24 protein-coding genes and 1 pseudogene are annotated in these 25,950 nt (G+C 65.9%); 15 read left to right on the top strand and 10 right to left on the bottom strand.

Features of this window, described 5'->3' with window-relative positions:
* Positions 1–113: pseudogene (locus tag AC5P66_RS12945) on the top strand (IS110 family transposase); the annotation flags it as partial.
* 68 nt (positions 114–181) lie between these two features.
* On the opposite strand, the gene glpK reads toward AC5P66_RS12945, so the two are convergent.
* From glpK to AC5P66_RS12930, 3 genes are all read right to left on the bottom strand, one after another.
* The gene (gene glpK, locus AC5P66_RS12940) at positions 182–1,681 is read right to left on the bottom strand and encodes a glycerol kinase GlpK (protein ID WP_099495703.1); all 1,500 of its coding nucleotides are present in this window, start codon (positions 1,679–1,681) and stop codon (positions 182–184) included.
* A 137-nt stretch (positions 1,682–1,818) separates the two neighbouring features.
* Complete coding sequence (glpD, locus tag AC5P66_RS12935) at positions 1,819–3,303, bottom strand: glycerol-3-phosphate dehydrogenase (protein WP_099495704.1); 1,485 nt, start codon at positions 3,301–3,303, stop codon at positions 1,819–1,821.
* Positions 3,304–3,513: 210 nt separating this feature from the next.
* Positions 3,514–4,149 (bottom strand): OmpW/AlkL family protein, encoded by a 636-nt coding sequence (locus AC5P66_RS12930; protein ID WP_005419535.1) that lies wholly within the window; start codon positions 4,147–4,149, stop codon positions 3,514–3,516.
* A 186-nt stretch (positions 4,150–4,335) separates the two neighbouring features.
* On the opposite strand from AC5P66_RS12930, the gene AC5P66_RS12925 reads away from it, so the two are divergent.
* The 3 genes from AC5P66_RS12925 to lpdA all read left to right on the top strand — a co-directional run bounded on the left by AC5P66_RS12925 (position 4,336) and on the right by lpdA (position 8,646).
* Complete coding sequence (locus tag AC5P66_RS12925) at positions 4,336–4,851, top strand: DNA-deoxyinosine glycosylase (protein WP_049413246.1); 516 nt, start codon at positions 4,336–4,338, stop codon at positions 4,849–4,851.
* Between the two features lie 167 nt (positions 4,852–5,018).
* The gene (gene aceF / locus AC5P66_RS12920; RefSeq protein ID WP_099495705.1) at positions 5,019–6,731 is read left to right on the top strand and encodes a dihydrolipoyllysine-residue acetyltransferase; all 1,713 of its coding nucleotides are present in this window, start codon (positions 5,019–5,021) and stop codon (positions 6,729–6,731) included.
* A 106-nt stretch (positions 6,732–6,837) separates the two neighbouring features.
* Positions 6,838–8,646 (top strand): dihydrolipoyl dehydrogenase, encoded by a 1,809-nt coding sequence (lpdA, locus tag AC5P66_RS12915; protein WP_099495706.1) that lies wholly within the window; start codon positions 6,838–6,840, stop codon positions 8,644–8,646.
* 444 nt (positions 8,647–9,090) lie between these two features.
* Here the strand turns inward: lpdA and AC5P66_RS12910 are convergent, their stop codons facing one another.
* Positions 9,091–9,909, bottom strand: coding sequence for a hypothetical protein (locus tag AC5P66_RS12910; RefSeq protein ID WP_010481314.1), 819 nt, complete (start codon positions 9,907–9,909; stop codon positions 9,091–9,093).
* A gap of 456 nt (positions 9,910–10,365) precedes the next feature.
* On the opposite strand from AC5P66_RS12910, the gene AC5P66_RS12905 reads away from it, so the two are divergent.
* From AC5P66_RS12905 to AC5P66_RS12865, 9 genes are all read left to right on the top strand, one after another.
* Positions 10,366–10,731: a hypothetical protein gene (locus AC5P66_RS12905; RefSeq protein ID WP_014648497.1), complete on the top strand. Its 366-nt coding sequence runs from the start codon at positions 10,366–10,368 to the stop codon at positions 10,729–10,731.
* 31 nt (positions 10,732–10,762) lie between these two features.
* Positions 10,763–11,563, top strand: a complete 801-nt coding sequence (gene atpB, locus AC5P66_RS12900) for a F0F1 ATP synthase subunit A (RefSeq protein WP_005411134.1) — start codon at positions 10,763–10,765, stop codon at positions 11,561–11,563.
* Between the two features lie 73 nt (positions 11,564–11,636).
* Complete coding sequence (gene atpE / locus AC5P66_RS12895; protein WP_005411133.1) at positions 11,637–11,942, top strand: F0F1 ATP synthase subunit C; 306 nt, start codon at positions 11,637–11,639, stop codon at positions 11,940–11,942.
* Between the two features lie 106 nt (positions 11,943–12,048).
* The gene (locus AC5P66_RS12890) at positions 12,049–12,519 is read left to right on the top strand and encodes a F0F1 ATP synthase subunit B (protein WP_005419512.1); all 471 of its coding nucleotides are present in this window, start codon (positions 12,049–12,051) and stop codon (positions 12,517–12,519) included.
* Positions 12,520–12,521: 2 nt separating this feature from the next.
* Positions 12,522–13,049 (top strand): F0F1 ATP synthase subunit delta, encoded by a 528-nt coding sequence (locus AC5P66_RS12885; protein ID WP_005411131.1) that lies wholly within the window; start codon positions 12,522–12,524, stop codon positions 13,047–13,049.
* Between the two features lie 44 nt (positions 13,050–13,093).
* On the top strand, positions 13,094–14,641 hold the full coding sequence (gene atpA / locus AC5P66_RS12880; protein WP_005419511.1) for a F0F1 ATP synthase subunit alpha: 1,548 nt from the start codon (positions 13,094–13,096) through the stop codon (positions 14,639–14,641).
* Between the two features lie 97 nt (positions 14,642–14,738).
* Positions 14,739–15,602 (top strand): F0F1 ATP synthase subunit gamma, encoded by an 864-nt coding sequence (gene atpG / locus AC5P66_RS12875; RefSeq protein WP_005411129.1) that lies wholly within the window; start codon positions 14,739–14,741, stop codon positions 15,600–15,602.
* Between the two features lie 37 nt (positions 15,603–15,639).
* Positions 15,640–17,046, top strand: coding sequence for a F0F1 ATP synthase subunit beta (atpD, locus tag AC5P66_RS12870; RefSeq protein ID WP_005419510.1), 1,407 nt, complete (start codon positions 15,640–15,642; stop codon positions 17,044–17,046).
* Between the two features lie 113 nt (positions 17,047–17,159).
* On the top strand, positions 17,160–17,582 hold the full coding sequence (locus tag AC5P66_RS12865; RefSeq protein WP_005419509.1) for a F0F1 ATP synthase subunit epsilon: 423 nt from the start codon (positions 17,160–17,162) through the stop codon (positions 17,580–17,582).
* Between the two features lie 215 nt (positions 17,583–17,797).
* On the opposite strand, the gene AC5P66_RS12860 is transcribed toward AC5P66_RS12865, so the two are convergent.
* A complete protein-coding gene (locus AC5P66_RS12860; RefSeq protein ID WP_111096765.1) occupies positions 17,798–18,181 on the bottom strand; it encodes a GtrA family protein in 384 nt (127 codons plus the stop codon).
* An 83-nt stretch (positions 18,182–18,264) separates the two neighbouring features.
* On the opposite strand from AC5P66_RS12860, the gene glmU reads away from it, so the two are divergent.
* Together glmU and AC5P66_RS12850 are read left to right on the top strand one after the other, a co-directional pair.
* Positions 18,265–19,632, top strand: coding sequence for a bifunctional UDP-N-acetylglucosamine diphosphorylase/glucosamine-1-phosphate N-acetyltransferase GlmU (gene glmU / locus AC5P66_RS12855; protein WP_495216401.1), 1,368 nt, complete (start codon positions 18,265–18,267; stop codon positions 19,630–19,632).
* A complete protein-coding gene (locus AC5P66_RS12850; RefSeq protein ID WP_049411111.1) occupies positions 19,601–20,134 on the top strand; it encodes a GNAT family N-acetyltransferase in 534 nt (177 codons plus the stop codon). The genes glmU and AC5P66_RS12850 overlap by 32 nt, the downstream gene beginning before the upstream one ends.
* A gap of 56 nt (positions 20,135–20,190) precedes the next feature.
* Here AC5P66_RS12850 and AC5P66_RS12845 read toward each other — a convergent pair whose 3' ends face one another.
* The 5 genes from AC5P66_RS12845 to AC5P66_RS12825 all read right to left on the bottom strand — a co-directional run bounded on the left by AC5P66_RS12845 (position 20,191) and on the right by AC5P66_RS12825 (position 25,943).
* The gene (locus AC5P66_RS12845; RefSeq protein ID WP_049411108.1) at positions 20,191–21,543 is read right to left on the bottom strand and encodes a sensor histidine kinase; all 1,353 of its coding nucleotides are present in this window, start codon (positions 21,541–21,543) and stop codon (positions 20,191–20,193) included.
* The gene (locus AC5P66_RS12840; protein ID WP_495216399.1) at positions 21,540–22,886 is read right to left on the bottom strand and encodes a sigma-54-dependent transcriptional regulator; all 1,347 of its coding nucleotides are present in this window, start codon (positions 22,884–22,886) and stop codon (positions 21,540–21,542) included. Before AC5P66_RS12840 ends, AC5P66_RS12845 begins: the two co-directional genes overlap by 4 nt.
* A 123-nt stretch (positions 22,887–23,009) precedes the next feature.
* Positions 23,010–23,390 carry a PDZ domain-containing protein gene (locus AC5P66_RS12835; protein ID WP_192839722.1) on the bottom strand — a complete coding sequence of 127 codons (381 nt, stop codon included), beginning with the start codon at positions 23,388–23,390 and terminating at the stop codon, positions 23,010–23,012.
* 16 nt (positions 23,391–23,406) lie between these two features.
* On the bottom strand, positions 23,407–24,624 hold the full coding sequence (locus tag AC5P66_RS12830; RefSeq protein ID WP_049411099.1) for an ABC transporter permease: 1,218 nt from the start codon (positions 24,622–24,624) through the stop codon (positions 23,407–23,409).
* A 20-nt stretch (positions 24,625–24,644) separates the two neighbouring features.
* Positions 24,645–25,943 (bottom strand): ABC transporter permease, encoded by a 1,299-nt coding sequence (locus tag AC5P66_RS12825; protein WP_005419489.1) that lies wholly within the window; start codon positions 25,941–25,943, stop codon positions 24,645–24,647.
* Between the last annotated feature and the right edge of the window lie 7 nt (positions 25,944–25,950).

Genomic DNA, 25,950 nt, shown 5'->3' with positions numbered 1-25,950 from the left:
TCAACATTCTCGCCAGAAAGCTGGCCAGGATCGCTTGGGGCGTCTTCAAGAGCGGCCGGGACTTTGACCCGGCCATGCTGAAAGTGGGTCAAACCTGCTTCCAGCAGGCTTGACCACGAACATAGGATCTCGGCTCTACAGTGTCACTCCACGTGCCGCAGCAGGGCAGGGCATTGCAGTTTCAATCGACGTGGAAGGCGAGGGTGGCGGCAACCGCCTGCTGCCATCCCGCATACAGCTTCTCGCGCCGTGGCACCTCCATCTGTGGCTCGAAGCGCCGGTCCAGGCCCCACTGTGCAGCGATCTGTTCGCGGCTGGACCAGAACCCGACGGCCAGGCCGGCCAGATAAGCCGCACCGAGCGCGGTGGTTTCGGTCAACCGCGGCCGCAGCAGCGGCACACCGAGGATGTCTGCCTGGAAGCTGGCCAGGAAGTCGTTGCCGATCGCACCGCCATCGGCGCGCAGTTCGGTCAGCGCGATACCTGCATCGGACTGCATTGCATCGAGCACGTCGCGGGTCTGGTAGGCCATCGCTTCCAGCGCGGCGCGCACGAAGTGCGCCTTGCGCGTGCCACGGGTCAATCCAAACATCGCACCGCGCACATCACTGCGCCAATAGGGCGCACCCAGGCCGACAAACGCCGGCACCAGATAGGCGCCGCCGCTGTCGGGCACCTGCGCGGCCAGTGCCTGGCTGTCGCTGGCACGTTCGATCATGCGCAGTCCGTCGCGCAGCCACTGCACCACCGAGCCGGCGATGAAGATCGACCCTTCCAGCGCATACTCCACGCGCCCGTCCAGGCCCCAGGCAATGGTGGTCAGCAGGCCGTTGCGCGACCGCACCGCCTGCGCGCCGGTATGCATCAACATGAAGCAACCGGTGCCATAGGTGTTCTTGACCATGCCCGGCTGGAAACAGGCCTGGCCGAACAGTGCCGCCTGCTGGTCACCGGCGATGCCGGCGATCGGGATCGGGTGGTCGAAGAAGAACTGCGGCCGGGTGTGTGCGTACACCGCACTGGAGTCGCGCACCTGCGGCAGCATCGCGCGCGGGATGTCGAGCAGGGCCAGCAGATCGTCATCCCAGTCCAGCGTGTGGATGTTGAACAACAGCGTGCGCGCCGCGTTGCTGTAGTCGGTCACATGCGCCTGGCCACCGCTGAGGTTCCACACCAACCAACTGTCGATGGTGCCAAACAGCAGCTCGCCACGTTCGGCGCGCTGCTGCGCACCTTCCACGTGGTCGAGGATCCAGCGGACCTTGGTCGCAGAGAAATAGGCATCGATCAGCAGGCCGGTCCGCTCGCGGATCAGCGCTTCATGGCCTTCGGACTTCAGTCGTTCACAGATGGCGTGGCTCTGCCGCGATTGCCAGACGATGGCGTTGTGGATCGGCTGGCCGGTCGCACGGTCCCAGACCACGGTGGTTTCGCGCTGGTTGGTGATGCCCAGTGCGGCGATATGACGCGGGTCGATCTGCCCGCGGCTGAGCAGTTCGGTCAGCGTGGCATAGACGCTGGTGAGGATCTCGCGCGGGTCATGCTCGACCCAGCCGGGTTGCGGGAAGATCTGTGCAAACTCGCGCTGCGCGCTGCCGATGATGTCGCCGGCACGGTCGAACAGGATCGCGCGCGAACTGGTGGTGCCCTGGTCGATGGCCAGCACGTAGCGGGGCGTCATGCAGCGTCTCCGGTAGAACGGTCAGGGTAACGTACCTCAGCTTTCTGTAGAGCCGAGCCGTGCTCGGCTGCTGTACGCGGAAACCGTCGGGCCATACCCGCTTGCAGCTGCACAATGCGGCCGAGCATGGCTCGGCCCTACGCGGTGGATCGCTCCATCCACGCCTGCAGCCGTGTCACCTGCGCAGCGTCCAGCCGCAACCCCAGCTTGCTCCTTCGCCACAGCACGTCCTCGGCCGTGCGCGCCCACTCATGCTCGCGTAGAAAGGCCACTTCCCGGGCATGCAGACCGCCGCCAAACCCCTCGCCAAGATCGTGCAGGCCCCGTACCCCCTGCAGCAGTTCCGCACTGCGACTGCCATAGGCCCCGGCCCAGCGTCGCGCGATACCTGCGGGCAACCATGGTGCCGATACCTGCAGATGCGCGCCCGCCTGCGCGGCGTCGCCCCAGTCGCTGCCTGGCAGCGGGTCTCCGTTTGCTGTCCACGCCGCTCCCATCTGCGGCAGGGCGGGCCGCAGCAGCTCCAGCGCTTCCTCGGCCAGCACCCGGTAGGTGGTCAGCTTGCCGCCCAGCACATGCAGTGCCGGTGCCGGGTCCACCTGCAGCTGCAGGCGGTAATCGCGGCTGAGTCTTGCCGCGCGCGGATCGGGATCAGCCAGCAGCGGGCGGACACCGGCGAACTGCCAGACCACATCTTCCGGCGCGATGGGTTCATGCAGGTAGCGATTGGCCGCTTCGCACAGGTACGCCACCTCTGAAGGCAGCACGCTGCAGCGCGCCGGGTCGCCGCGATAGTCGGTGTCGGTGGTGCCAACCAGCAGGTGGTCATGGGCGAAGGGCAGCAGGAACACCACGCGTCCATCGGGTTGCTGCAGCAGGCACGCGCTGTCATCGGGCCAGGGCCGGCGCAGGACGATGTGGCTGCCTTGTACCAGCCGCAGCGCGGAGCCGCCGCTGCGTGCCTCCATCCGTTCCAGCAGGTCGCCGGCCCACGGCCCCGCCGCATTGGCGACGGCGCGCGCGGTCACCTGCTGCTGGCCATCAGCGGATTCCAGCACGGCCTGCCACCGGCCCTGCAAGGGCTGCAGGTCGATGCAGCGGGTGCGCACACGCACCTGTGCGCCCCGCTGCGCGGCATCCAGGGCGTTGAGCAGCACCAGTCGCGCGTCATCGACCTGCGCGTCGGCGTAGCTGAAGGCCTGCCGTAGATCCGGGGAGAGCCAGGGGCCGAGCGGATCGCGCTGAAGGTCCAGGGCGCGCGAGGCGGGAAATGCCGGGCTGCGACGGTCCAGGTGGTCATACAGCCACAGTCCCACGCGTAGCATCCAGCGCGGGCGCAGATGGGGCTGCCACGGCAGCACGAAGCGCAATGGATGGACCAGATGGGGCGCCAGCCGGCGTACCACCTCTCGTTCGCCCAGCGCCTTGCGCACCAGCCCGAGCTCGCCCTGTTCCAGGTAGCGCAGGCCGCCGTGGATCAGCTTGCTGCTGGCACTGGAGGTATGCGCGGCCAGGTCGTGCTGCTCGCACAGCAGCACGCGCAGGCCGCGGCCGCTGGCGTCACGGGCGATGCCGGCACCGTTGATGCCGCCACCGATCACCAGCAGGTCGACTTCCTCCATCGCGCCTTCGCACCCTGTTTGTGTAGAGCCGAGCCGCGCCACCATTGACCGTGGGCGCCATTGAACGTCACGCATCGCAATGCGCGCGGAGCCCGCCGCTCGACTCGGGATAGGGGGCTTGGCTCGACTCTACAGAACGCCGGCGACGGAAACGACGACGGGCCCCGAAGGGCCCGTCGCGTTGCATCAGTGAAGCAGGTGCTGCCTGGATCAGAAGCGGGCGCCGATGCCGAAGCCGACGGTCCACGGATCCATCTTGGCTTCGCCGATCTTCTCGCCGCCCACCTTGATGTCCGGGCGGGCGCGCATGTAGCGGGCGTCGGCACGGGCGAACCAGGTGGAGTTGATGTTCATGTCGACGCCGACGGTGCCGATCACGCCCTTGGCATCCTTGAAGCGGATGTCGGTGTCAGCGCCGTTGCCCAGCTTCTCGTTGCTGAAGCTCGACTGGTAGTAGCCGACGCCCACGAACGGACGGAACACGTTGTCAGCCTGGCCGAAGTGGTACTGGCCGCTCAGCGCGACCGGCTGCTGCTCGACCGAGCCCAGGCGGGCGTTGTTCGGGCCCTTGAACTTGTTGTCGAACTTGTCAGCGGCGCCCCACAGTTCAACGGCCCAGTTGTCGTTGATGTAGTAGCTGAAGCTGACGGTCGGCGCCGGACCACCATCGGTCTTCTTCACGCCGGAGATCGGGTCGTTCTTCGGTTCCAGCAGCGAGATGCCGCCAACAACGGCAAAATGCTTGCCCGACGCGGTGTCGGTGCTGCTGCTGTCCTGGGCGAAAGCAGCCGGCGCGAAGGCGGCGGAGGTCAGCAGGGCGAGACTCAGGATACGGATGGAGCGCATGGGGGTATCTCCTAATGTTTCTTGTTTTGGGCCCCCGGTTGCGGGGCGAGCACACCGTAGTCGCCCCAACATGAATCGAATCCGACGCACGTTAAAAAATAGTTTTCCTTGTTCAGCGACGGGTACGGAACGCCTTTATTCATGGGGTTTTTGGCTCCCGGGGACATTCATGCAGTTGGAGAAGATGTGAGCGCAGCAACGTTGTGCATCGGCCTGCAAGCGCAGGTGAACGTGGAGTGCCGGGTGCTGCTGCTGGGCTCGATGCCGGGCGTGGCGTCTCTGCAGGAGCAGCGCTATTACGCCCATCCGCGCAACCGCTTCTGGCCGCTGATGGCCGACATCTGTGGTTTCGACGCGGATCTGGCCTACGCCGCGCGGCTGCAGGCATTGAATGCCGCGGGCATCGGTCTGTGGGATGTGATCGGTCGCTGCGAGCGTCGAGGCAGCCTGGATGCGGACATCGTGCGTGGCACGGAAGTGGCCAATGCACTGCCGGAACTGATCGCCACGTTGCCTGAGCTGACGCTGATCGGCTGCAATGGCGGTGCATCGTGGCAGGCGTTCCAGCGCTGGGTGCTGCCGCGGCTGGAGGCCCCGCCACAGGTGGTTGCATTGCCCTCGACCAGCCCGGCCAATGCGGCGTGGTCGTTGCCGCGCCTGCGCCAGGCCTGGCAGCCGGTTGCAGACGCACTGGCGACATGAAGCGGACATCGTCCGGACAATACGCTACCGACTGGTCGCGGCCGGGACCCGTGGGCAACAGCCTGTCCCGGCTGCGTGCGTACTGAAAACACCTGTAACGGTTGGCGCTGGACCCCGCTGGCCGCACAATAGACGTTTCCCTACACCAGATTGCCGGAGTTATCCCCATGGCCGAAATCAAGGAAGCACTTGTCCCCGATATCGGTGACTACAGCGATATCCCGGTAATCGAGGTGCTTGTCGCCGTCGGCGACACGGTCAAGAAGGACCAGGGCCTGGTGACGCTGGAAAGCGACAAGGCGACCATGGAAGTGCCGTCCTCGGTGGCAGGCGTGGTCAAGGAACTGAAGGTCAAGGTGGGCGACAGCCTGTCCGAAGGCAAGGTCGTGGCGCTGATCGAAGTGGCCGAAGGCGAAGCCGCCGCGCCGGCCGCCGCCGCACCGGCACCGGCCAAGTCCGCTGCCCCGGCTGCCGCCACCCAGAGCGCGCCGGCCCCGGCCGCTGCTGCGCCGGCCGCTGCGGCCGCCAGCGGTGGCGCAGTGGAAGCGCTGGTGCCGGACATCGGCGATTACACCGACATCCCGGTCATCGAAGTGCTGGTCGCCGTGGGCGACACGGTCAAGAAGGACCAGGGCCTGGTGACGCTGGAAAGCGACAAGGCGACCATGGAAGTGCCGTCCTCGGTCGCTGGCGTGGTCAAGGAACTGAAGGTCAAGGTGGGCGACACCCTGTCGCAGGGTGCCGTGGTCGCCATCATCGAGGCCGAGGGTGCTGCGGCGCCGGCCCCGAGCAAGGCCGCCGCTGCTGCTGCCCCGGCCGCCGCCGAAACCGCCACCAAGGTCGAGCCGGTCGCTGTGCCGGCGCAGCCGGACAAGCTGGCGGCCCGTGAGATCGCCTCGGCCGGCACCCCGTCCAGCCCGCCGGTACAGTTCAACGCCGATGGCGTGCTGCCGGCCAAGGTGCCGTACGCCACCCCGGCGGTGCGCGTGTTCGCCCGCGAGCTCGGCGTGGACCTGCTGCAGATCAACGGCACCGAGAAGGGCGGCCGCATCACCAAGGCTGACGTGCAGAAGTTCGTCAAGGCCGCGCTGAGCGGTGGCGCGCCGGCTGCCGGTGGTGCTGCCGTCGCTGCCGGTGGTGGCCTGAACCTGCTGCCGTGGCCGAAGGTCGACTTCAGCAAGTTCGGCGAGACCGAAGTCCAGCCGCTGTCGCGCATCAAGAAGATCTCCGGCGCGAACCTGGCCCGCAACTGGGCGATGATCCCGCACGTCACCCAGTTCGAACAGGCCGACATCACCGACCTGGAAGGCCTGCGCGTGGCACTGAACAAGGAGAACGAGAAGGCCGGCATCAAGCTGACCATGCTCGCCTTCCTGATCAAGGCCAGCGCCGCGGCGCTGAAGAAGTTCCCGGAATTCAACGCCTCGCTCGATGCCAGCGGTGAAAACCTGACCCTGAAGAAGTACTTCCACATCGGTTTTGCCGCCGATACGCCGAACGGCCTGGTCGTGCCGGTCATCCGCGACGTGGACAAGAAGGGCGTGGTGCAGATCGCGCAGGAAACCGGCGAGCTGGCCAAGAAGGCGCGCGACGGCAAGCTGGGCCCGGCCGACATGAGCGGCGGCTGCTTCTCGATCAGCTCGCTGGGCGGCATTGGCGGCACCGCGTTCACTCCGATCGTCAATGCGCCGGAAGTGGCCATCCTGGGCGTGTCCAAGTCCTCCATCCAGCCGGTCTGGAATGGCAAGGAATTCGCGCCGAAGCTGATGCTGCCGCTGTCGCTGAGCTACGACCACCGCGTCATCGACGGCGCCCTGGCCGCACGCTTCACCACGTACCTGTCGCAGGTGCTGGCCGACATGCGCCGCGTGCTGCTGTAAGGCATCGCTTCGCCCCCACCGTGCGGCCGCTGCCCCTGGCGCGGCCGCGTGAACAGATGCAGTGACAGCCCGCCGGCCATGCCGGCCGGGCACAAGGAAAACCACCATGGCCACGATTGAAGTCAAGGTTCCCGACATCGGCGATTACAGCGATGTGCCGGTGATCGAAGTGTTGGTCGCCGTCGGCGACACGGTGAAGAAGGACCAGGGCCTGGTGACCCTGGAGTCGGACAAGGCCACCCTGGAAGTGCCGTCCTCGGCGGCCGGCGTGGTCAAGGAAATCAAGGTCAAGCTGGGCGACACCCTGTCCGAAGGCGCCGTGGTCGTGGTGCTGGACGCTGAAGGCGCCGCCGATGCCCCGGCCAAGGCCGCTGCGCCGGCTCCGGCTGCGGCCGCTCCGGCCAGCAAGCCGCCGGTGACCCCCTCGCACCGCGCCCCGGCCGAGCCGGTGGCACCGAAGCCGGCGCTGTCCAGTGGCAAGCCGGCCGACATCGAATGCGAAATGGTCGTGCTGGGCTCCGGCCCGGGCGGCTACACCGCCGCCTTCCGCGCCGCCGACGTCGGCCTGGATACGGTGCTGGTCGAGCGCTACGCCAGCCTCGGCGGCGTCTGCCTCAACGTCGGTTGCATTCCGTCCAAGGCGCTGCTGCACGCCGCCGCGGTCATCGACGAAGTGGCCCACGCCGGCGATTTCGGCGTCGAGTTCGGCAAGCCGACCATCACCCTGGACAAGCTGCGCCAGTACAAGGAAAAGGTTGTCAACCAGCTGACCAAGGGCCTGGCCGGCATGGCCAAGCAGCGCAAGGTCCGCAACGTGCAGGGCGTCGGCAGGTTCATCTCTGCCAACGAACTGGAGATCACCGCCGCAGACGGCAGCACCCAGCTGCTGCGCTTCCAGAAGTGCATCATCGCCGCTGGTTCGCAGGCGGTGAAGCTGCCGAACTTCCCGTGGGACGACAAGCGCGTGATGGATTCCACCGACGCGCTGGAGCTGGCCGAAGTGCCGGGCTCGCTGCTGGTCGTCGGCGGCGGCATCATCGGCCTGGAAATGGCCACCGTGTACAGCGCGCTGGGCAGCAAGGTCACCGTGGTCGAGTTCATGGACCAGCTGATGCCGGGCGCCGACAAGGACCTGGTCAAGCCGCTGGCCGACCGCCTGAAGAAGCAGGGCATCGACGTGCACCTGAAGACCAAGGCGTCCGGCGTCACCGCCGATGCCAAGGGCATCACCGTGACCTTCGAAGCGGCCGAGGAAGGCCAGTCGCCGGCGCTGGCGCAAGGCACGTTCGACCGTGTGCTGGTGGCCGTCGGGCGTTCGCCGAACGGCAAGAAGATCGATGCCGAGAAGGCCGGCGTGCAGGTCACCGAGCGAGGCTTCATCCCGGTCGACCGCCAGATGCGCACCAACGTGCCGCACATCTTTGCCATCGGCGACATCGTCGGCAACCCGATGCTGGCCCACAAGGCCACGCACGAAGGCAAGCTGGCCGCCGAAGTGGCCGCTGGCCACAAGAAGGAGTGGGTGGCCCGGGTGATTCCGTCGGTGGCCTACACCAACCCGGAAATCGCCTGGGTCGGCGTCACCGAGACCGAAGCCAAGGCCAAGGGCCTGAAGGTCGGCGTGGCCAAGTTCCCGTGGGCCGCCAGTGGCCGCGCGATCGGCATCGGTCGCACCGAGGGCTTCACCAAGCTGATCTTCGATGAGGAGACCCACCGCATCATCGGCGGCGCGATCGTCGGCGTGCATGCCGGTGACCTGCTGGCCGAGATCGGCCTGGCGATCGAGATGGGTGCCGAAGCCGAAGACATCGGCCACACCATCCATGCGCACCCGACGCTGAGCGAATCGGTGGCGATGGCCTCGGAAATCTACGACGGCACGATCACCGATCTGTACATGCCGAAGAAGAAGTAAGGCGCCTGCGCCGTTCCAAATGAAAAGCCCCGGCATTTGCCGGGGTTTTTTTGTTGAGCCTCGATCACTCTCATTGCGAGCGTTCGGGCCGCAGCGCGGGTGGCAGGCATTTGGACAAATGTCCCCCGTCGCCCGCCTGTGGCGGTCGCCTCCTCCTTTACTTTGTCCAAACGCCTGCCACCCGCGCAGCGGCTCGGCTTGCGGATAGTAAGAGCCAGTGCCAAAGCCGCCCGGATGCCTGACACGCGGGGGGAGAGGAGCTTGCGTGCGAAGTAAAGGAGGAGGTGACGGCCGCAGGCCGGCGCCGGGGGACATTCGCACGCAAACCCCTCTCCCCCCGCGCTCGACCAACCTGCTTCTCTGCTCGACGATGCCACAAAAAAGCGCGGCCCCGATGTTCCGGAGGCCGCGCCAGGAGAGAGAGAGCGTGGAAGGGACGAGGGATCAGAACACGAAGCTGACGCCGGCCACCGGGCCCTTGAATTCCTGCTTCAGGCCGATGGTGCCGTCGCTGCCCTTCTTGTCCGCATCGAGCTTGAACCAGTCGTAGCCGGCGAACACACCGAAGTTCTTGGTGAAGCGGTAATCGACGATGGCGTTGGCGCGGCTCAGATCGCCCTTGTAGTCATCGAAGCTGCCCCAGCGCGTGTTGAGGTACTGGCCCTGCAGGGTGATCATCCACTTCTCGGACGGGGTGAAGCTCAATCGCGCACCGACCACCGGCGCCACGCCGTCGGTCTTCTCGTTGAGGAACTGGCCTTCGTACACGGTGCCCAGATCGGCGTAGGCCTTGGTGCTGACCTTGGCGTACTCGGCACCCAGCTGCAGGCCGAGGTCGAACGTATCGGTGTCCACCACCGAGTAGTCATAGACCAGGCTGGCCACCTGGTACTTCAGTTCGCCCTTGACGAAGCTGCCGGACGGCACGTTGACGTCACCGAAGGAGATGTCCTGGCCGAGGGTCTCGCGGCGATCCTTGTCGTACTTGAAATAGTTGAACAGCAGGCGCTGGCGGTTGCTGATGCGGAACATGCCGTCAATGCGCGGCTCCCACTCCTTGCCACCCAGCTTGAAGTCCTCGGAGAAGCCGATGTCCTGGCCGGCGACATTGGTCTTGCCGCGGAGCGTGTTGTCCGAGTCGATGTTCATCGCACCCAGGCGCAGGGCAAAGCGGTCGTCGCCTTCGGCGGCGTGGGCGGCGGTGGCGAACGAGGCGCCGGCGGCGAGCAGGGAGAGAGCGAGCAGGGTGGGTACGGGGCGCATCGAAGAGTCCTTGCAGTGGTTCATCAGAATGAAGACCACTGTGCCGGACAGGCCCGTCCACCATCCGTGAACGTATGGTCCACGGCATGTGCACGGTTCAGTGCTGTCGCGACGATGCAAAAAGATGGCCCCGGAGACGGGCTTCGGGGCCATCGTGGGACCTGCGGGGTGGAGCCGACGAGGATGCTGCAGGCAGGTCGAAAGATCGGACCCGCGCATCCGGCGAAAGTTCCTCGCCTGCGACCAAAGTTCAATACTGCGGTGCAGCATCATGCGGACGTCATTGTCCCCCGGGTGGTACACAAAAATGTAACCGTTACCGCAACTTGCGGCTTCCGGGGATGAACAGGCAGCGGTTGTCTCGCAAATTGTCCCATTGCTATAATTTGGCGGCTCGATGAGGCCCCCCTGCTGTAGCCGCCTCAGCCTTCCACTTGCAACCACGCGGGACGTCCTGTGCTGAACTCCGTTGATGCGGGTCGGCGACTGATGCTGCGCGCCGCGGTCTACCCGCTGGCCGCGGTCGCTGTCCTGGCCCTGGCCTTCCTGCTGGTCGGTCCGAAATATGCCCTCGGCGCGCTGGCGTCCGGTGTGGCCATTTCGGCCGGTGGCTGGGTGGCGGCAAGGATGGCGCTGGGGGGTGGTGCGGTGGCTGCAGGATCGGCGATGGCTCGCCTGATCATTGCGATCGTGGCCAAGTGGGTCGTGGTTTTCGGCGTCCTGCTGGTGGGGTTCCTGGTCTTCAAGCTGCCTGCATTGGCGCTGTTGGCCGGTATCGCCGTCGGCTTGATGTTCCAGGTCCTGGCCATGGCCAGGCGTTGACAGAATTCAATTAACTGAAGGTTCCGGACACATGGCGGGCGAGGCTCTAACCCCTACCAGCTACATCCAGCATCACCTGCACAACCTGACCGCGCCGGTCGGCAAGGGTGAGGGTATGTTCTGGCATATCCACGTCGATACCTTCCTCACTGCGGTCCTGATGGGCCTGGTGATCGTTGTCGCGTTCTGGCTGGGGACCCGCAAGGCCACCGCCGGCGTGCCGGGCAAGTGGCAGGCCTTCGTCGAGATCTGCCTGGAGTTCGTCGACCGCCAGGCCAAGGACACCTACCACGGCAAGAGCAAGCTGGTCACGCCGATTGCCATCACCATCTTCTTCTGGATTCTGCTGATGAATCTGCTGAAGATGATCCCGGCCGATTTCATCGCCAAGCCGCTGGAATGGGCGGGCGTGCACTATTGGAAGCCGGTGCCGACCGCTGACGTCAATGCCACCCTGGGCATGGCCATCAGCGTGTTCTTCCTGATGCTGTTCTTCGCGCTCAAGTCCAAGGGCCTGGGCGGTTTCATCAAGGAATTCCTGACGGCGCCGTTCGGCAAGTGGATGATGCCGTTCAACCTGATCCTCAACATCGTCGAGTGGCTGAGCAAGCCGATCTCGCTGGCGATGCGACTGTTCGGCAACATGTTCGGCGGCGAAATCGTGTTCCTGCTGATCTGGGTGCTGGGTGGTGCCGGTTTCTTCGGTGCCATTGCCGGTGGTGTGTTCGGCCTCGGCTGGATGCTGTTCCACCTGCTGGTGATCCCGCTGCAGGCCTTCATCTTCATGATGCTGTCGATCGTGTACCTGAGCCTGTCGGAAGACGCTCACTGAGTTTCAAGCTTCAACGCGTTTCAACCTTCATCCGTTTCATCACCCTTAGCAACTTAAGTTCCTGGAGATAACCATGTACTTCGCCGTCCTGACCAACTTCGCGCAGATTCAGAGCTCCACCGCCCTTGCCGTCGGCATCATGATCGGCCTGGCCGCGCTGGGCGCCGGTCTGGGTCTGGCCATCATGGCTGGTAAGTTCCTGGAGTCGGCCGCCCGCCAGCCGGAACTGATCCCGGTCCTGCAGGTCCGCATGTTCATCACCGCCGGCCTGATCGACGCCGCGTTCATCATCTCGGTCGCCGTTGGCCTGCTGCTGGCCTTCGCCAACCCGCTGTCGGCTGCCTTCGCTGGCGCCGTCACCAAGGCTCTGGCCGGCTGATACAGCGGTTTGAGACGACCGGGTGCTGATGCACCCGGTTTCGGATGAAGGCCGGATGTGCCGCTTCGGCGGCGCGTCCACCCCGAAACCAGCGATCGAGCTAACCATGAATATCAATTTCACCCTTCTTGCGCAGGCGCTGGCCTTCGCTGGTCTGATCTGGATCATCGCGACCAAGATCTGGCCGCCGCTGATGAACGCGATCGAAGAGCGCCAGCAGAAGATTGCTGAAGGCCTCGCTGCTGCCGACCGCAGCCAGAAAGATCTGGCCCAGGCGCAGGAGAAGGTCAACGAAGCGCTGAAGGAAGCCCGCACCAAGGCCAACGAGATCATCGATCAGGCCCATGCGCGTGCCAACCAGATCGTTGATGCTGCCCGCAACGAAGCGATCACCGAAGCCACCCGTCAGAAGGAACTGGCCCAGGCTGAAATCGACGCCGCCGCCAACCGTGCCCGTGAAGATCTGCGCAAGCAGGTGTCCGCGCTGGCCGTGACCGGTGCCGAAAAGCTGCTCAAGCGCGAAATCGACGCCAACGCCCACAAGGCGCTGCTCGACGAGCTGGCCTCGGAGATCTAAGGATGAGCCAGGCCCTCACGCTTGCCCGCCCGTACGCCCGCGCCGCGTTCGCGACCGCGCGCGACGAAGGCGCGTTCGCGCCGTGGTCGGACGCCCTGGCGTTCTCCGCCCACGTCGCCGCCGACCCGCGCGTGGCGGCCCTGCTCGCCAACCCGGAGCTGGGTCGTGACGACGCCGTCGCCCTGCTGGCGCCGGTGTCCCACGGCGAGACCTACTCGCGCTTCCTGGCCATCCTGGCCGAATCGCATCGCCTGCCGCTGCTGCCGGAAATCTCCGGCATGTTCGACGCCCTGCGCGCCGAAGCCGAGCACGTGGTCAAGGCCACCGTCACCTCGGCGGCCGAACTGTCGGCCGGTGAACTGGACGCGATCAAGGTCGCGCTGCGCAAGCGCTTCAACCGCGAGGTCGACGTGACCACCGCGGTCGATGCCTCGCTGATCGGCGGCGCCGTGATCGACGCCGGCGACGTGGTCATCGATGGTTCGCTGAAGGGCAAGCTGGCCCGTCTGCAGACCGCGCTCGCTAACTGAATTCATTTAACGTCCGGCCCCGCTGCCGGCACTAGGACTTGACGATGGCAACCACGCTCAACCCCTCCGAAATCAGCGAACTGATCAAGAACCGCATCGAGAAGGTCAAGCTGGCCGCGGAATCGCGCAACGAAGGCACCGTGACCAGCGTGTCCGACGGCATCGTGCGCATCTTCGGTCTGGCCGACGTGATGCAGGGCGAAATGATCGAACTGCCGAACAACACCTTCGCACTGGCCCTGAACCTGGAGCGCGACTCGGTCGGCGCCGTGGTCCTGGGTGACTACGAGCACCTGCGCGAAGGCGACGTCGCCAAGACCACCGGTCGCATCCTGGAAGTGCCGGTCGGTCCGGAACTGCTGGGCCGCGTCGTGAACGCGCTGGGCGAGCCGATCGACGGCAAGGGCCCGCTGGGCACCGACCTGACCGCTCCGGTGGAGCGCGTTGCTCCGGGCGTGATCTGGCGCAAGTCGGTCGACCAGCCGGTGCAGACCGGTTACAAGTCGGTCGACTCGATGATCCCGATCGGCCGTGGCCAGCGCGAGCTGATCATCGGTGACCGCCAGACCGGCAAGACCGCCATGGCGATCGATGCGGTGATCAACCAGAAGGGCACCGGCATCAAGTGCGTGTACGTTGCGATCGGCCAGAAGGCGTCGACCATCGCCAACATCGTGCGCAAGCTGGAAGAGAACGGCGCGCTGGCCCACACCATCGTGGTGGCCGCGACCGCTTCCGAATCGGCTGCCATGCAGTACATCAGCGCCTACTCGGGCTGCACCATGGGTGAGTACTTCATGGACCGCGGCGAAGACGCGCTGATCGTGTACGACGATCTGTCCAAGCAGGCCGTCGCCTACCGCCAGATCTCGCTGCTGCTGAAGCGTCCGCCGGGCCGCGAAGCCTACCCGGGTGACGTGTTCTACCTGCACTCCCGTCTGCTCGAGCGCGCTGCCCGCGTGTCCGAGGAGTACGTCGAGAAGTTCACCGAAGGCAAGGTCACCGGCAAGACCGGTTCGCTGACCGCGCTGCCGATCATCGAAACCCAGGCCGGCGACGTGTCCGCGTTCGTTCCGACCAACGTGATCTCGATCACCGACGGCCAGATCTTCCTGGAAACCGACCTGTTCAACGCCGGCATCCGCCCGGCCGTGAACGCCGGTATCTCGGTGTCGCGCGTCGGTGGCTCGGCCCAGACCAAGATCATCAAGAAGCTGTCGGGCGGTATCCGTATCTCGCTGGCCCAGTACCGTGAGCTGGCTGCCTTCGCGCAGTTCGCCTCGGACCTGGACGAAGCGACCCGCAAGCAGCTGGAGCGTGGCCAGCGCGTCACCGAGCTGATGAAGCAGAAGCAGTACGCGCCGATGTCGATCGCCAACCAGGCGCTGTCGATCTACGCCGTCAACGAGGGTTACCTCGACGACGTGCCGGTCAACAAGCTGCTGGCGTTCGAAGAAGGCCTGCACGCCCACTTCGCCAACACCCAGGGCGAGCTGATCAGCAAGGTCAACGCCACCGGCGGTTGGGACAACGACATCGAAGGTGCCTTCAAGAAGGGCATCGCCGAGTTCAAGACCACCGGCAGCTGGTAATCGCGGTCCTGTAGAGCGGAGCCTCCGGCTCCGCTGGACCAGATGACAAACGGTTGAACAACGCGGGGCATCAGCCCCGCGCCACGGGAAACAAGAGATGGCAAGCGGACGCGAAATCAAAACCAAGATCAAGAGCGTGCAGAACACCCGCAAGGTGACGCGCGCCCTGGAAATGGTCTCGGCCTCCAAGATCCGCAAGGCGCAGGATCGGATGAAGACCTCGCGTCCGTACGCGCAGGCGATGAAGCAGGTGATCGGTCATCTGGCCCAGGCCAGCACCGACTACCAGCATCCGTTCCTGGTCGAGCGCGAGCAGGTCAAGCGGGTCGGTTTCATCGTGATCTCCTCCGATCGCGGTCTGGCCGGCGGCCTGAACAACAACCTGTTCCGCAAGATGCTGGGCGAAGCCAAGGCATGGCAGGACAAGGGTGCCGAAGTGGACCTGGTGACCATCGGCCAGAAGGCTTCGACCTTCTTCCGCCGCGTGAAGGTCAACATGGTCGGCAGCGTGACCCACATCGGCGACGTGCCGAAGCTGGAATCGCTGATCGGTGTGATCAAGGTCATGCTCGACGCCTTCACCGAAGGCAAGATCGACCGCGTGTACCTGGTCTACAACCGCTTCGTGAACACCATGGTGCAGAAGGCCAGCTTCGATCAGCTGCTGCCGCTGCCGCCGGCTGAGAAGCAGGTCGCTCACCACGACTGGGATTACCTGTACGAACCCGATGCCGCGACCGTGCTCGAGCACGTGATGACGCGTTACATCGAGTCGCTGGTGTACCAGGCACTGCTGGAAAACGTCGCCTCCGAGCATGCCGCACGCATGGTTGCGATGAAGGCGGCGAGCGACAACGCCAACAAGCTGATCGGCACCCTGCAGCTCGTCTACAACAAGGCGCGCCAGGCAGCGATCACCCAGGAAATCTCCGAAATCGTCGGCGGCGCGGCAGCAGTCTGACCGCGTTCGTTCAAAGCACACATTAGAGGATGCAGCAATGAGTCAGGGCAAGATCGTTCAGATCATCGGCGCGGTCGTCGACGTCGAATTCCCGCGTGAATCGGTGCCGAAGGTGTACGACGCACTGAAGGTGGAAAACACCGAGATCACCCTCGAAGTCCAGCAGCAGCTGGGCGACGGCGTGGTGCGTACCATCGCCCTCGGTTCCACCGACGGCCTGAAGCGCAACCTGGTTGCCGTCAACACCGGCCGCGGCATCTCGGTGCCGGTCGGCGCCGGCACCCTGGGCCGCATCATGGACGTGCTGGGCCGTCCGATCGACGAAGCCGGCCCGGTCGCTGCCAGCGACAACTGGGAAATCCACCGCGCTGCGCCGTCGTATGAAGACCAGTCCCCGGCCACCGAGCTGCTGGAAACCGGCATCAAGGTCATCGACCTGATGTGCCCGTTCGCCAAGGGCGGCAAGGTCGGCCTGTTCGGCGGCGCCGGCGTCGGCAAGACCGTCAACATGATGGAGCTGATCAACAACATCGCCAAGGCGCACAGCGGCCTGTCCGTGTTCGCCGGCGTGGGTGAGCGTACCCGTGAGGGCAACGACTTCTACCACGAAATGAAGGACTCCAACGTCCTGGACAAGGTGGCGATGGTGTACGGCCAGATGAACGAGCCGCCGGGCAACCGCCTGCGCGTCGCGCTGACCGGCCTGACCATGGCCGAGTACTTCCGCGACGAGAAGGACGAAAACGGCAAGGGCAAGGACGTCCTGTTGTTCGTCGACAACATCTACCGCTACACCCTGGCCGGTACCGAAGTGTCGGCACTGCTGGGCCGCATGCCGTCCGCCGTGGGTTACCAGCCGACCCTGGCCGAGGAAATGGGCGTCCTGCAGGAGCGCATCACCTCGACCAAGAACGGTTCGATCACCTCGATCCAGGCCGTCTACGTTCCCGCGGACGACCTGACCGACCCGTCGCCGGCGACCACCTTCGCCCACCTGGACTCGACCGTCACCCTGTCGCGTTCGATCGCCTCGCTGGGTATCTACCCGGCCGTCGATCCGCTGGACTCCACCAGCCGCCAGATGGACCCGCTGGTCATCGGCCACGAGCACTACGACACCGCCCAGCGCGTCCAGCAGACCCTGCAGAAGTACAAGGAACTGAAGGACATCATCGCGATCCTGGGCATGGACGAACTGTCCGAAGAGGACAAGCAGGCCGTGTCGCGCGCCCGTAAGATCGAGCGCTTCTTCAGCCAGCCGTTCCACGTGGCCGAAGTGTTCACCGGTTCGCCGGGCAAGTACGTGCCGCTGAAGGACACCATCCGTGGCTTCAAGGCCATCGTCGATGGCGAGTACGACCACCTGCCGGAGCAGGCGTTCTACATGGTCGGCGGCATCGAAGAAGCGGTCGAGAAGGCCAAGAAGATGGCCGAGAAGGCCTGATCCGGGACGGGCGGGAGCGATCCTGCCCGACCTGACGCCGGCGCCGGGCAACCGCCCGCGCCGGTGGACCCCCACGGTGGCATTGCGCCACCGCGAACAGCGAAGAGATTTGCATGAGCACGATCCGTTGCGACATCGTCAGCGCCGAGCAGGAAATCTTCCGTGGCGAAGCGACCCTGGTCGTGGCCACCGGTGAGCTGGGCGAACTGGGCATCGCGCCCAAGCACGCGCCGCTGATCACCCGCCTGAAGCCGGGCAAGGTGGTGGTGACCACGCCGAACGGCGAGCAGCTGGATTTCGCCATTTCCGGCGGTATCCTGGAAGTGCAGCCGCAGGTGGTGACCGTGCTGGCCGACACCGCGATCCGCGCGCAGGACATCGACGAAGCCTCGGTCCGCAAGGCCAAGGAAGAAGCCGAACGCATCCTGGCCAACCGCGGCGAAGCGATGGAAGTGGCCGAAGCCCAGCAGAAGCTGGCTGAAGCCGTCGTCCAGCTGCAGGCCCTGGAACGCCTGCGCAAGAATCTCAAGCACTGAGGTTCGCGCTGCACCCACGAGAACGCCGGCCCAGTGCCGGCGTTTTTGTTTGTGCTGGCGGGGCAGCGCCGACTGGGTAGAGTCGACTGTCACTCGACTATCGCGCGCAGCGCGGGATTTTCGCGGCATCGAGGAAGAGCAGTCGACCGACAGTCGACTCTACCGATCCCGATCCCGATCCCGATTCGGCATCCCGGATCCCGAATCCCGCCGTCTCAGCGATACACCACATGGCGCATCAACAGGAACGACACGCACGCCAGCCCGCCTTCCACCAGCGGCTTGGCCAGCCACGTGTACTGCAGGCCCAGCGCGTGGTCGACCAGGCTGACCAGCAGCGTGCTCGCTGCCGTCAGCAGCAGCCACAGCCCGAAGAAGCGTGCGAAGCGCTTCCATCCCAGCTTGCCGGCACCGGCCTCGGCAAAGGTGTAGCGGCCGTTGAGCCAGAAGCCCAGCAGCATGCCGGCCAGGCGACCGGCGATGTTGGCCGGCGCGACCGGCATGCCCAGCGCGGTGGCGACCACGAACACCAGCCAATCGACCAGCAGCTGCACGAGCCCGATCACGAGGTAGGTGCCTCCTTGGCGGAGCAGGCTCATCGGCATGGTGAAGGAGGAGGGATGCCCATGTTAACGGCCCACGCTCTAGAATCACCGGCAACGAACTACGGACTGCTGCTCCCATGACCCAAGCCCTGCACGTCATCATCCTCGCCGCCGGCGCCGGCAAGCGCATGAAGTCGGTGCTGCCGAAGGTGCTGCAGCCGATCGCCGGCCAGCCGATGCTGGCGCACGTGATCGATGCGGCCCGCGAGCTGCAGCCGGCGGCCATCCACGTGGTCTACGGCCATGGTGGCGAGGCGGTGCGTCAGTACTTCGCCGGCCAGCCCGACCTGCAGTGGGCAGAACAGGCCCAGCAGCTCGGTACCGGCCACGCAGTGGCGCAGGCAATGCCGCAGGTGCCCGATGCCGCGCAGGTGCTGGTGCTGTATGGCGATGTGCCGCTGATCCGTGCGCAGACCCTGCGCGACCTGCTGGCGCAGCCGGGGCGGCTGGCAGTGCTGGTGGCCGATGTCGATGACCCGACCGGTTACGGCCGGGTGCTGCGCGATGCAGAGGGCAAGGTGGGCTCCATCGTCGAGCAGAAGGACGCCACCGACGACCAGCTGCGCGTGCGCACGATCAACACCGGCATCATCGCCGCAGAGTCGACCGCGCTGCGCCGCTGGTTGTCGCAGCTGTCCAACAGCAATGCGCAGGGCGAGTACTACCTTACCGATGTGTTCGCGTTCGCCGCGCATGAGTACACCCCGGCCGAGATGGCCCTGGTCGCCGATGCACAGGAGGCTGAGGGCGCGAATGATCCGTGGCAGCTGTCGCAGCTGGAACGCGCCTGGCAGCGCCGTGCGGTGCGTGCACTGTGCGGTCAGGGCGCGCGCGTGCGCGACCCGGCACGCCTGGATATCCGTGGCACCGTCACCGTGGGCAGCGATGTGCTGATCGATGTCGACGTTGTTCTTGAAGGCAACGTCGTGCTCGGTGACGGCGTTACCGTGGGTCCGTTCAACCGGCTGAAGGACGTCAACCTGGGGCCCGGCACCGAAGTGCGCGCGCATTGCGACCTGGAAGGCGTGGTGACCGAAGGTGCTGCGCAGATCGGCCCGTTCGCACGCTTGCGGCCGGGTACCGTGCTGGCCGATGGCGTACACGTCGGCAACTTCGTCGAAACCAAGAAGGTCACCCTCGGCGTCGGCAGCAAGGCGAACCATCTCACCTACCTGGGTGACGCGGTGATCGGCAGCAAGGTGAACATCGGTGCCGGCACCATCACCTGCAACTACGATGGGGTGAACAAGTCGACCACCACCATCGGCGACAACGCCTTCATCGGCTCCAACAGCTCGCTGGTGGCGCCGGTCACCATCGGCGAGGGCGCGACCATCGCTGCCGGGTCGGTCATCACCCGCACCGCGCCGGACGGCAAGCTGACGCTGGCACGTTCACGCCAGGAAACCATCGATGGCTGGAAGCGCCCGGTCAAGAAGTCCTGAGCCACGGGTTCCGCGCACCGATGAGCTGGCTGTGCTGCCGGCGATCGAACAGCGTGCCGGTGAACTGCTCAGGGGCCACGAGGCCTATCCGGTCTTTGCCGGCCACGGCCTGGACCTGCCGACGCTGCAGGAAGGCCGTGAGCGTGGACAGCTCTGGGTGGTGGATGGCGCCGGCGGCGGCATTGCCGGCTACCTGCTGGCCGGCGATCTGGCAGGCGAGTTCCATGTCCTGCAGATGGATGTGGATCCAGCGCACGCGCGTCGTGGCCATGGCCGTGCATTGCTGCGGCATGCCTTGGCGCAGGCCAGGGCCACCGGCTTTGCTGCAGCGGTGCTGACCACCTTGAGCGATGTGCCGTGGAATGCAGCCTTCTACGCCAGCGAAGGATTCGTTGAAGTGCCGGAGGCGGAGTGGAACGATGGCCTGCGCGCCGTCATGGCCGAAGAGGCTGCGCTCGGGTTTCCGATGCACCTGCGGGTGGCGATGCGGCGGGTCTGGTAGGTGCCGACCCTGGTCGGCACATCCACGCATGGCGTGGATCTACCCGATCGGCCCGCTCACCCCACCGGCAACAGGATCGACACGCACAGCCCGCCATCACCGCGGTTCTGCAGCGACACCCGCCCACCGTGCGCCTCCACGATCTCGCGGGTCAGTGCCAGTCCCAACCCGGTACCGTTGCGCTTGGTCGAATAGAACGGCATCAGCGCGTTCTGCAGCACCTGCTCGTTCATGCCCTTGCCACGATCCAGCACATCCAGGCGCAGCCATTGCGGCAACCGCGTCAGCTGCACCTGCACGTCATCATTGGGCGGATCGGCTTCGGCGCCGGCTTCATGCGCGTTCTTCAGCAGGTTCAACAGCGCCTGCCCGAACTGCGCGATGTCGATCCGGCTGCTCAGTTCCTCGTCCGGTTCACGTTCCATGCCGAACGGAATCTGCTGGCGCAGGCTGGACAGGAAGGGCGCCCAGTGCACGGTCTGCAGTTGCGGTTGCGGCAGCTTGGCGAAGCGCGCATAGCCACGGATGAATCCTTCCAGGTGGCGCGCGCGGTCTTCGATGGTGGTGAAGATCTCCGGCAGCCGATCGAAGCGCTCGCGTTGTACCAGCACGCCGCCGGAATGGGCCAGCGAGGCGATCGGTGCCAGCGAGTTGTTGAGCTCGTGGCTGATCACCCGGATCACCTTCTTCCACGTCTGCACTTCCTGGCGGCGCAGTTCGGCGGTGAGCAGGCGTACCAGCAACAGGTCGTGCGGGCGGCCGTTGAGCTGGAATGATCGGCGTGAGAGGTGATAGACCTGTTCGTCGTCCTCGTCGCTGTCTTCGCCTTCCGCATGCACCGCGAACAGGCTGTCGCCGCCACGGGCGATGGCATCGCGCAGCTCCACCGGCACCTGTTCCAGCACCTCTTCCAGGCGCTGGCCTTCCAGCTTCCAGCCGCCATGCAGCAGCTTGCGCGCGGCCAGGTTGGAGAACACCACGCGGGCGATGCCATCGCCGCCGGAAGCAATCAGCAGCATCGCCACCGGGGTGTTCTGCACCATGGTGTCCAGCAGCAGTTCGCGCTGCACCAGGCCCTGCCGCTGCTCGCGCAGCACGTCGCCCAGTTCGCGGTGCGCCTGCACCAGGTCGCCCAGTTCGTCGTTGCCCGGCCAGTACACACCGAAGTTGTACTCGCCGTCGCGGTAGCTGCTGGTGGTGCCGGCCAAGGCGCGCATCAATGAGCGTACCGGCGCGGTGGCACGGCGCAGGGTCCACCACATCAGCGACAGCAGGATCAGCGCCGACACCGTGGTCACTACCCAGCCGTGGTCCATCCAGTAGGCCAGCAGCCACGGCAACGCGGCGGCCAGCGCCAGCACCGGCAGCAGGCGCAGGAACAGGCGGAAGGTGAACGAGCGGCGCTTCATTCGCGTGGGATGCCGTGCCGGTCCATGCGCCGGTACAGTGCCTGGCGGCTCAGGCCGAGTTCGGCGGCGGCCTGGGCGATGACGCCGTGGTTGCGCGCCAGCACATCCTCGATGCGCGCACGGTCAGGATCATTGCCGGCACTGGGTGCAGGTCGCGGAGCAGGTGCGGCACGCGGCAGGTTCAGGTCGGCCACTTCGATGCGGTTGCCGGTCGCCAGCAGCTCGGCCCGCTGGATCACGTTGCGCAGTTCGCGCACGTTGCCGGGCCAGGGGTGCCGTTGCAGGGCCGCGGTGGCGGCGCTGGAAAGTGGCTTGCCGGCAGTCAGGAAGCGCTCGGCCAGGGGCACGATGTCGCCCGGGCGCTCGGCCAATGGTGGCAGTACCAGTTCCACCGTATTGAGGCGGTAGTACAGGTCTTCGCGGAAGGTGCCGTCGCGGATCATCGCCGGCAGGTCGGCATTGGTCGCACTGACCACGCGGACTTTGACCTGGCGCTCGCGATTGGAGCCAAGACGCTCGAAGCGCCCAGTTTCCAGCACACGCAGGAGCTTCATCTGGCCGCCCAGCGACAGGTTGCCGATCTCATCCAGGAACAGCGTGCCGCCGTCGGCGGCTTCGAACTTGCCCTCGCGTGCCTTGTTGGCGCCGGTATATGCGCCGGCTTCGGCACCGAACAGTTCGGCCTCGATCAGTTCCGAGGGCAGGGCGCCGCAGTTGACCGTGATGAACGGGCCCTTGGCCACCAGTGAATTGGCCTGGATGATCTGCGCGATCTTCTCCTTGCCAGCCCCGTTGGGGCCGGTGATCAGCACCGGCAGTTCGGAGCGCGCGACCTGGCAGGCCAGCGCGATGATGCGCTCGCTGGCCGGATCTGCAAAGACCGCGCCACAGAGCTTGTACTTCTCTTCCAGCGCGTTGCGCTGCCGCAGCTCACGGCTGCGGCGACGGTCCAGCTCGCGCCGCGCCTCGGACAGCTCGAGCAGGTTGTTGACCGTGGTCAGCAGCTTGCGGTCGTCCCAGGGCTTGGCCAGGTAGTCGGCGGCACCGGCCTTGACCAGGTCCACCGCACTGCTCAGGTGGGTCCAGGCGGTGAGCAGGATCACCGGCAGGTCCGGGTGGCGCGCGCGGATCTGTGCGAACAGGTCTTCGCCTTCTTCGCCGGAGGTGGTGTCCTCGCTGAAATTCATGTCCTGGATCACCAGGTCGACCGGCTGCGACTCGAGCAGGGCCAGCCCTTCGGCCGGGCTCTGCGCCTGCAGGGTGTCGATGTCATGCAGGGAGAACAGCACGTCCAGCGCGGTGCCCACGCTGGCATTGTCGTCGATGATCAGGATCGAAGGCATCAAGCAGTTCTGCAGAAAGGGATGGGCGGCGCCGGTGGAGCCGTGTTCGTATCCATACGCCGGGAGAGCCCGGCGCCACCCATCAAGCATAGCCAAAGCCGTGGCGACGAGGGCGGGCTGGTTTCAGCGCCGCGCTGGTGGCGGCGGTGGTGCCGGCGGTGGCGGCGATGGCGGAGCGACCAGCGCCAGCCGCCACGAGGTGGCGTCCACCGGGACGGTGAGCTCGCGTTTGTCGCGGCGCAGCAACAGGTACGCAGTCGGGGCACTGGAATGCCGCAGCGCATCGGCAAGATGCTCGATCCGCCGCACAGCCGTATCGTCCAGGCGCAGGATGCGGTCGCCGCTGCGCACGCCGAAGCGGGCTTCCGGACGCGCGGCTTCCACCCGTACCTGGCCCTCGGTCGAGCGCAGCGCCAGGCGGGCATCATCCTGGCGCCATTCCAGCGTCTGCGAGCTGCCACCGCCGGCCAGCGCCGGCAGTGGCAGCAGTGCCATCAACAGCATCCGGCAGGCACGCATCTCACGCGCCCCGCGTGGCAACTGCGGGCGGGACCGCTGCCGCGCGCCGGGCCGGCCCGAACACCGCGACCTGGCCCAGCACCCACAGCAGCAGCGCGCCCAGCGGCAGGTAGTACAGGGGCATGCGTGGCAGCTCGTACAGGTTCATCAGTGCCAGATTGATCGCGTAGGCCGCCAGCATGCCCAGCACGATGCCCAGCGAGGCCAGCAGGAAGTTCTCGGTCTGGAAGTAGCGCAGGATCTGCCCGCGGGTGGCACCGAGTGCGCGGCGAATGCCGATCTGCTTGCTGCGCTGCTGCACCCAGAAGCTGGCCAGGCCGATGATGCCCAGTGCGGTGACCACCAGCAGCGAGACGCTGACGGTGATCAGCAGGCCAACCATCGCGCGGTCGTTCTTGAAGAAGTCCTTGCGCTGGTCTTCATAGGTCAGCTTGTCGCGCATCAGCCGGTTGGGGTCGTTGCGCTCCAGTACAGCAGCCCCCGCATCAAGCACCTCCTGGCGGCGTTCCGGCGAAGTGCGCAGCACATAGGTGCCACCCTCGTCGAAGGTGCGCCGCATGGGCAGCAGCATGGAGTTCGTCCAGTTGTCATTCCAGCCGTTGGGCGTGCTGAGCGTGTCGACGATGCCGACCACATGCAGCGGCTGCTTGCCCATGTAGTAGGTCTTGCCCAGCGCGCTGCCGTTGGGTTCCATCTTGGCGGCGGTGGCCTGGGTGAGGATGACCGGGATGGCGTTTTGCTTGGCGCCCCCCTTGCTGGCGTCTTCGAAGTTCTGGTACTCGCCGGGCAGGAAATCGCGGCCGGCGATCAGGTTGATGCCCATCGTGGCCAGCCCGTTCTCGGACAGGGTGTACATCGAAGCATTGGTGGTCGGCCGTTCCTGGTCGATCTCCCGCGAGATGCTGCTGCTGGACGAGCCGTTGCGGAAAGGCACCTGGTTGATGATGGTGACGTTGCTGACGCCGGGAAGCGCACGCAATGACGCCAGGTCCTCACGGGTGCGGGACATGGCATCGGTCTGCTTGCCGATGCCGCTGACGCGGAGCATCACCAGTTCGTTCTCGGCGATGCCGCTGGGCATGCTGATCTTCTCCACGCGCTGGCTGACCAGGAACAGCGCGTTGCAGACGATGGCGCAGGTCAGTGCGACTTCCAGCACGATCAGGGCAGCGGCAGTCTTGTGCCGGCGCAGCGTGCTGAGGATGGGGCGGATGTCCATGGGAGTCCTCGTTCGGTTGCTTACTGCGACTTGAGCTGGATGGCCGGAGTGACCTGCATGGCGCGCCAGGCAGGCAGGAAACCGGCGGCAAGGCTGGCGAACAGGGTCAGGCCCAGCGCGAGCAGCAGCATGTTGCCGTCCAGGTGGGCCAGCTTTGCGTACTCCACCGGTTGCTGGCGCACCGCGAACAGGCCGAGCAGGGCCAGGCCGATGCCCAGCACGCCCCCGACCACGCCGACCGCGCCGGCTTCCACCAGGCACTGCAGGAAGATCTGGCCACGGCTGGCACCGAGTGCGCGGCGCACGCCGATCTCTCCACTGCGGCGCAGGAACTTGGCCAGCAGCAGGCCCACCGTGTTGACCAGGCAGACACCCAGGAAACCCAGTGCCAGCCACAGCTGCAGGCGCACGTCGCTGGGCACCGCGCCGTTGAAGTCCAGCCATTCCATCACGGTGCGCAGGCGCACGTTCGGCGGGTGCTTGAAGCGGCCGGCCTGGCGCTGCTGGCTCGAATAGTTCTCCAGGTAGCGGCGGTAGTCGGCGGCCTTGGCCGGGTCCATCTCCACCCAGTACTGCAGCCACGCGCAGGGTGCGTTGAGCGAGTAGCTGTTGCCATCGGGATTCTCGCCGAAGCAGTTCATGTTGCCGTTGCTGCCCAGCTTCAGGTCGAACGAGGTGGAGATCGGCAGCAGCAGGTCCTCGTTCTTGCCGTAGCTGCCGGTGGTCAGGTCGTAGAAGTGTGGCTCCGGGCTCCATTCCTTCATCACGCCGACAATGCGGTAACTCTGGCCTTCCATGCGCAGGTCGCGGCCCACGCTGTTGGCGCCCTGGTACAGCTTGTCGTTGAGCGCCTTGGAGATGACCACCACGCGTGCGCGGCCTTCATCGTCTTCGCGCGTCCAGGGGCGGCCGTACTGCATGGGCACCTCGAACATCGGGAAGAAATCGGCCGAGGTCCAGCGGGTGTCGATGCTGAAGGGCTTGAGGGTGCTGTTGTCCGGTTCGATGGTGCCGCCACCGCCGCTCATCAGCGCCTGGCGCTCGCCCTTGGCCTCGCGCAGCAGGGCTTCACCGTCGAAGCGGGTCAACTGGGTTTCCGGTTCCTCGCCCGCGACATAGGCGCCGGTCGCGGCATCGAGCTGCACGTAGAACAGACGGTCGCTCTTGCCGGGAATCGGGTCGCCGGACAGCACGTGAAACACGGTCAACGTGGTCATCGAGGCACCGATGCCGAGCGCGATGGCCACCACCATCAGCGCGGTCAGGACCTTGTTGCGGCGGAAGCTGCGTACCGCCAGTCGGGCGTAGTAGGCGAACATGGCCGGG

The organism is Stenotrophomonas sp. YJH_SMC_122 (assembly GCF_059369535.1).
The sequence above is the reverse complement of the archived record's forward strand: the minus strand, read 5'-3'. Positions and strand labels throughout refer to the sequence as shown.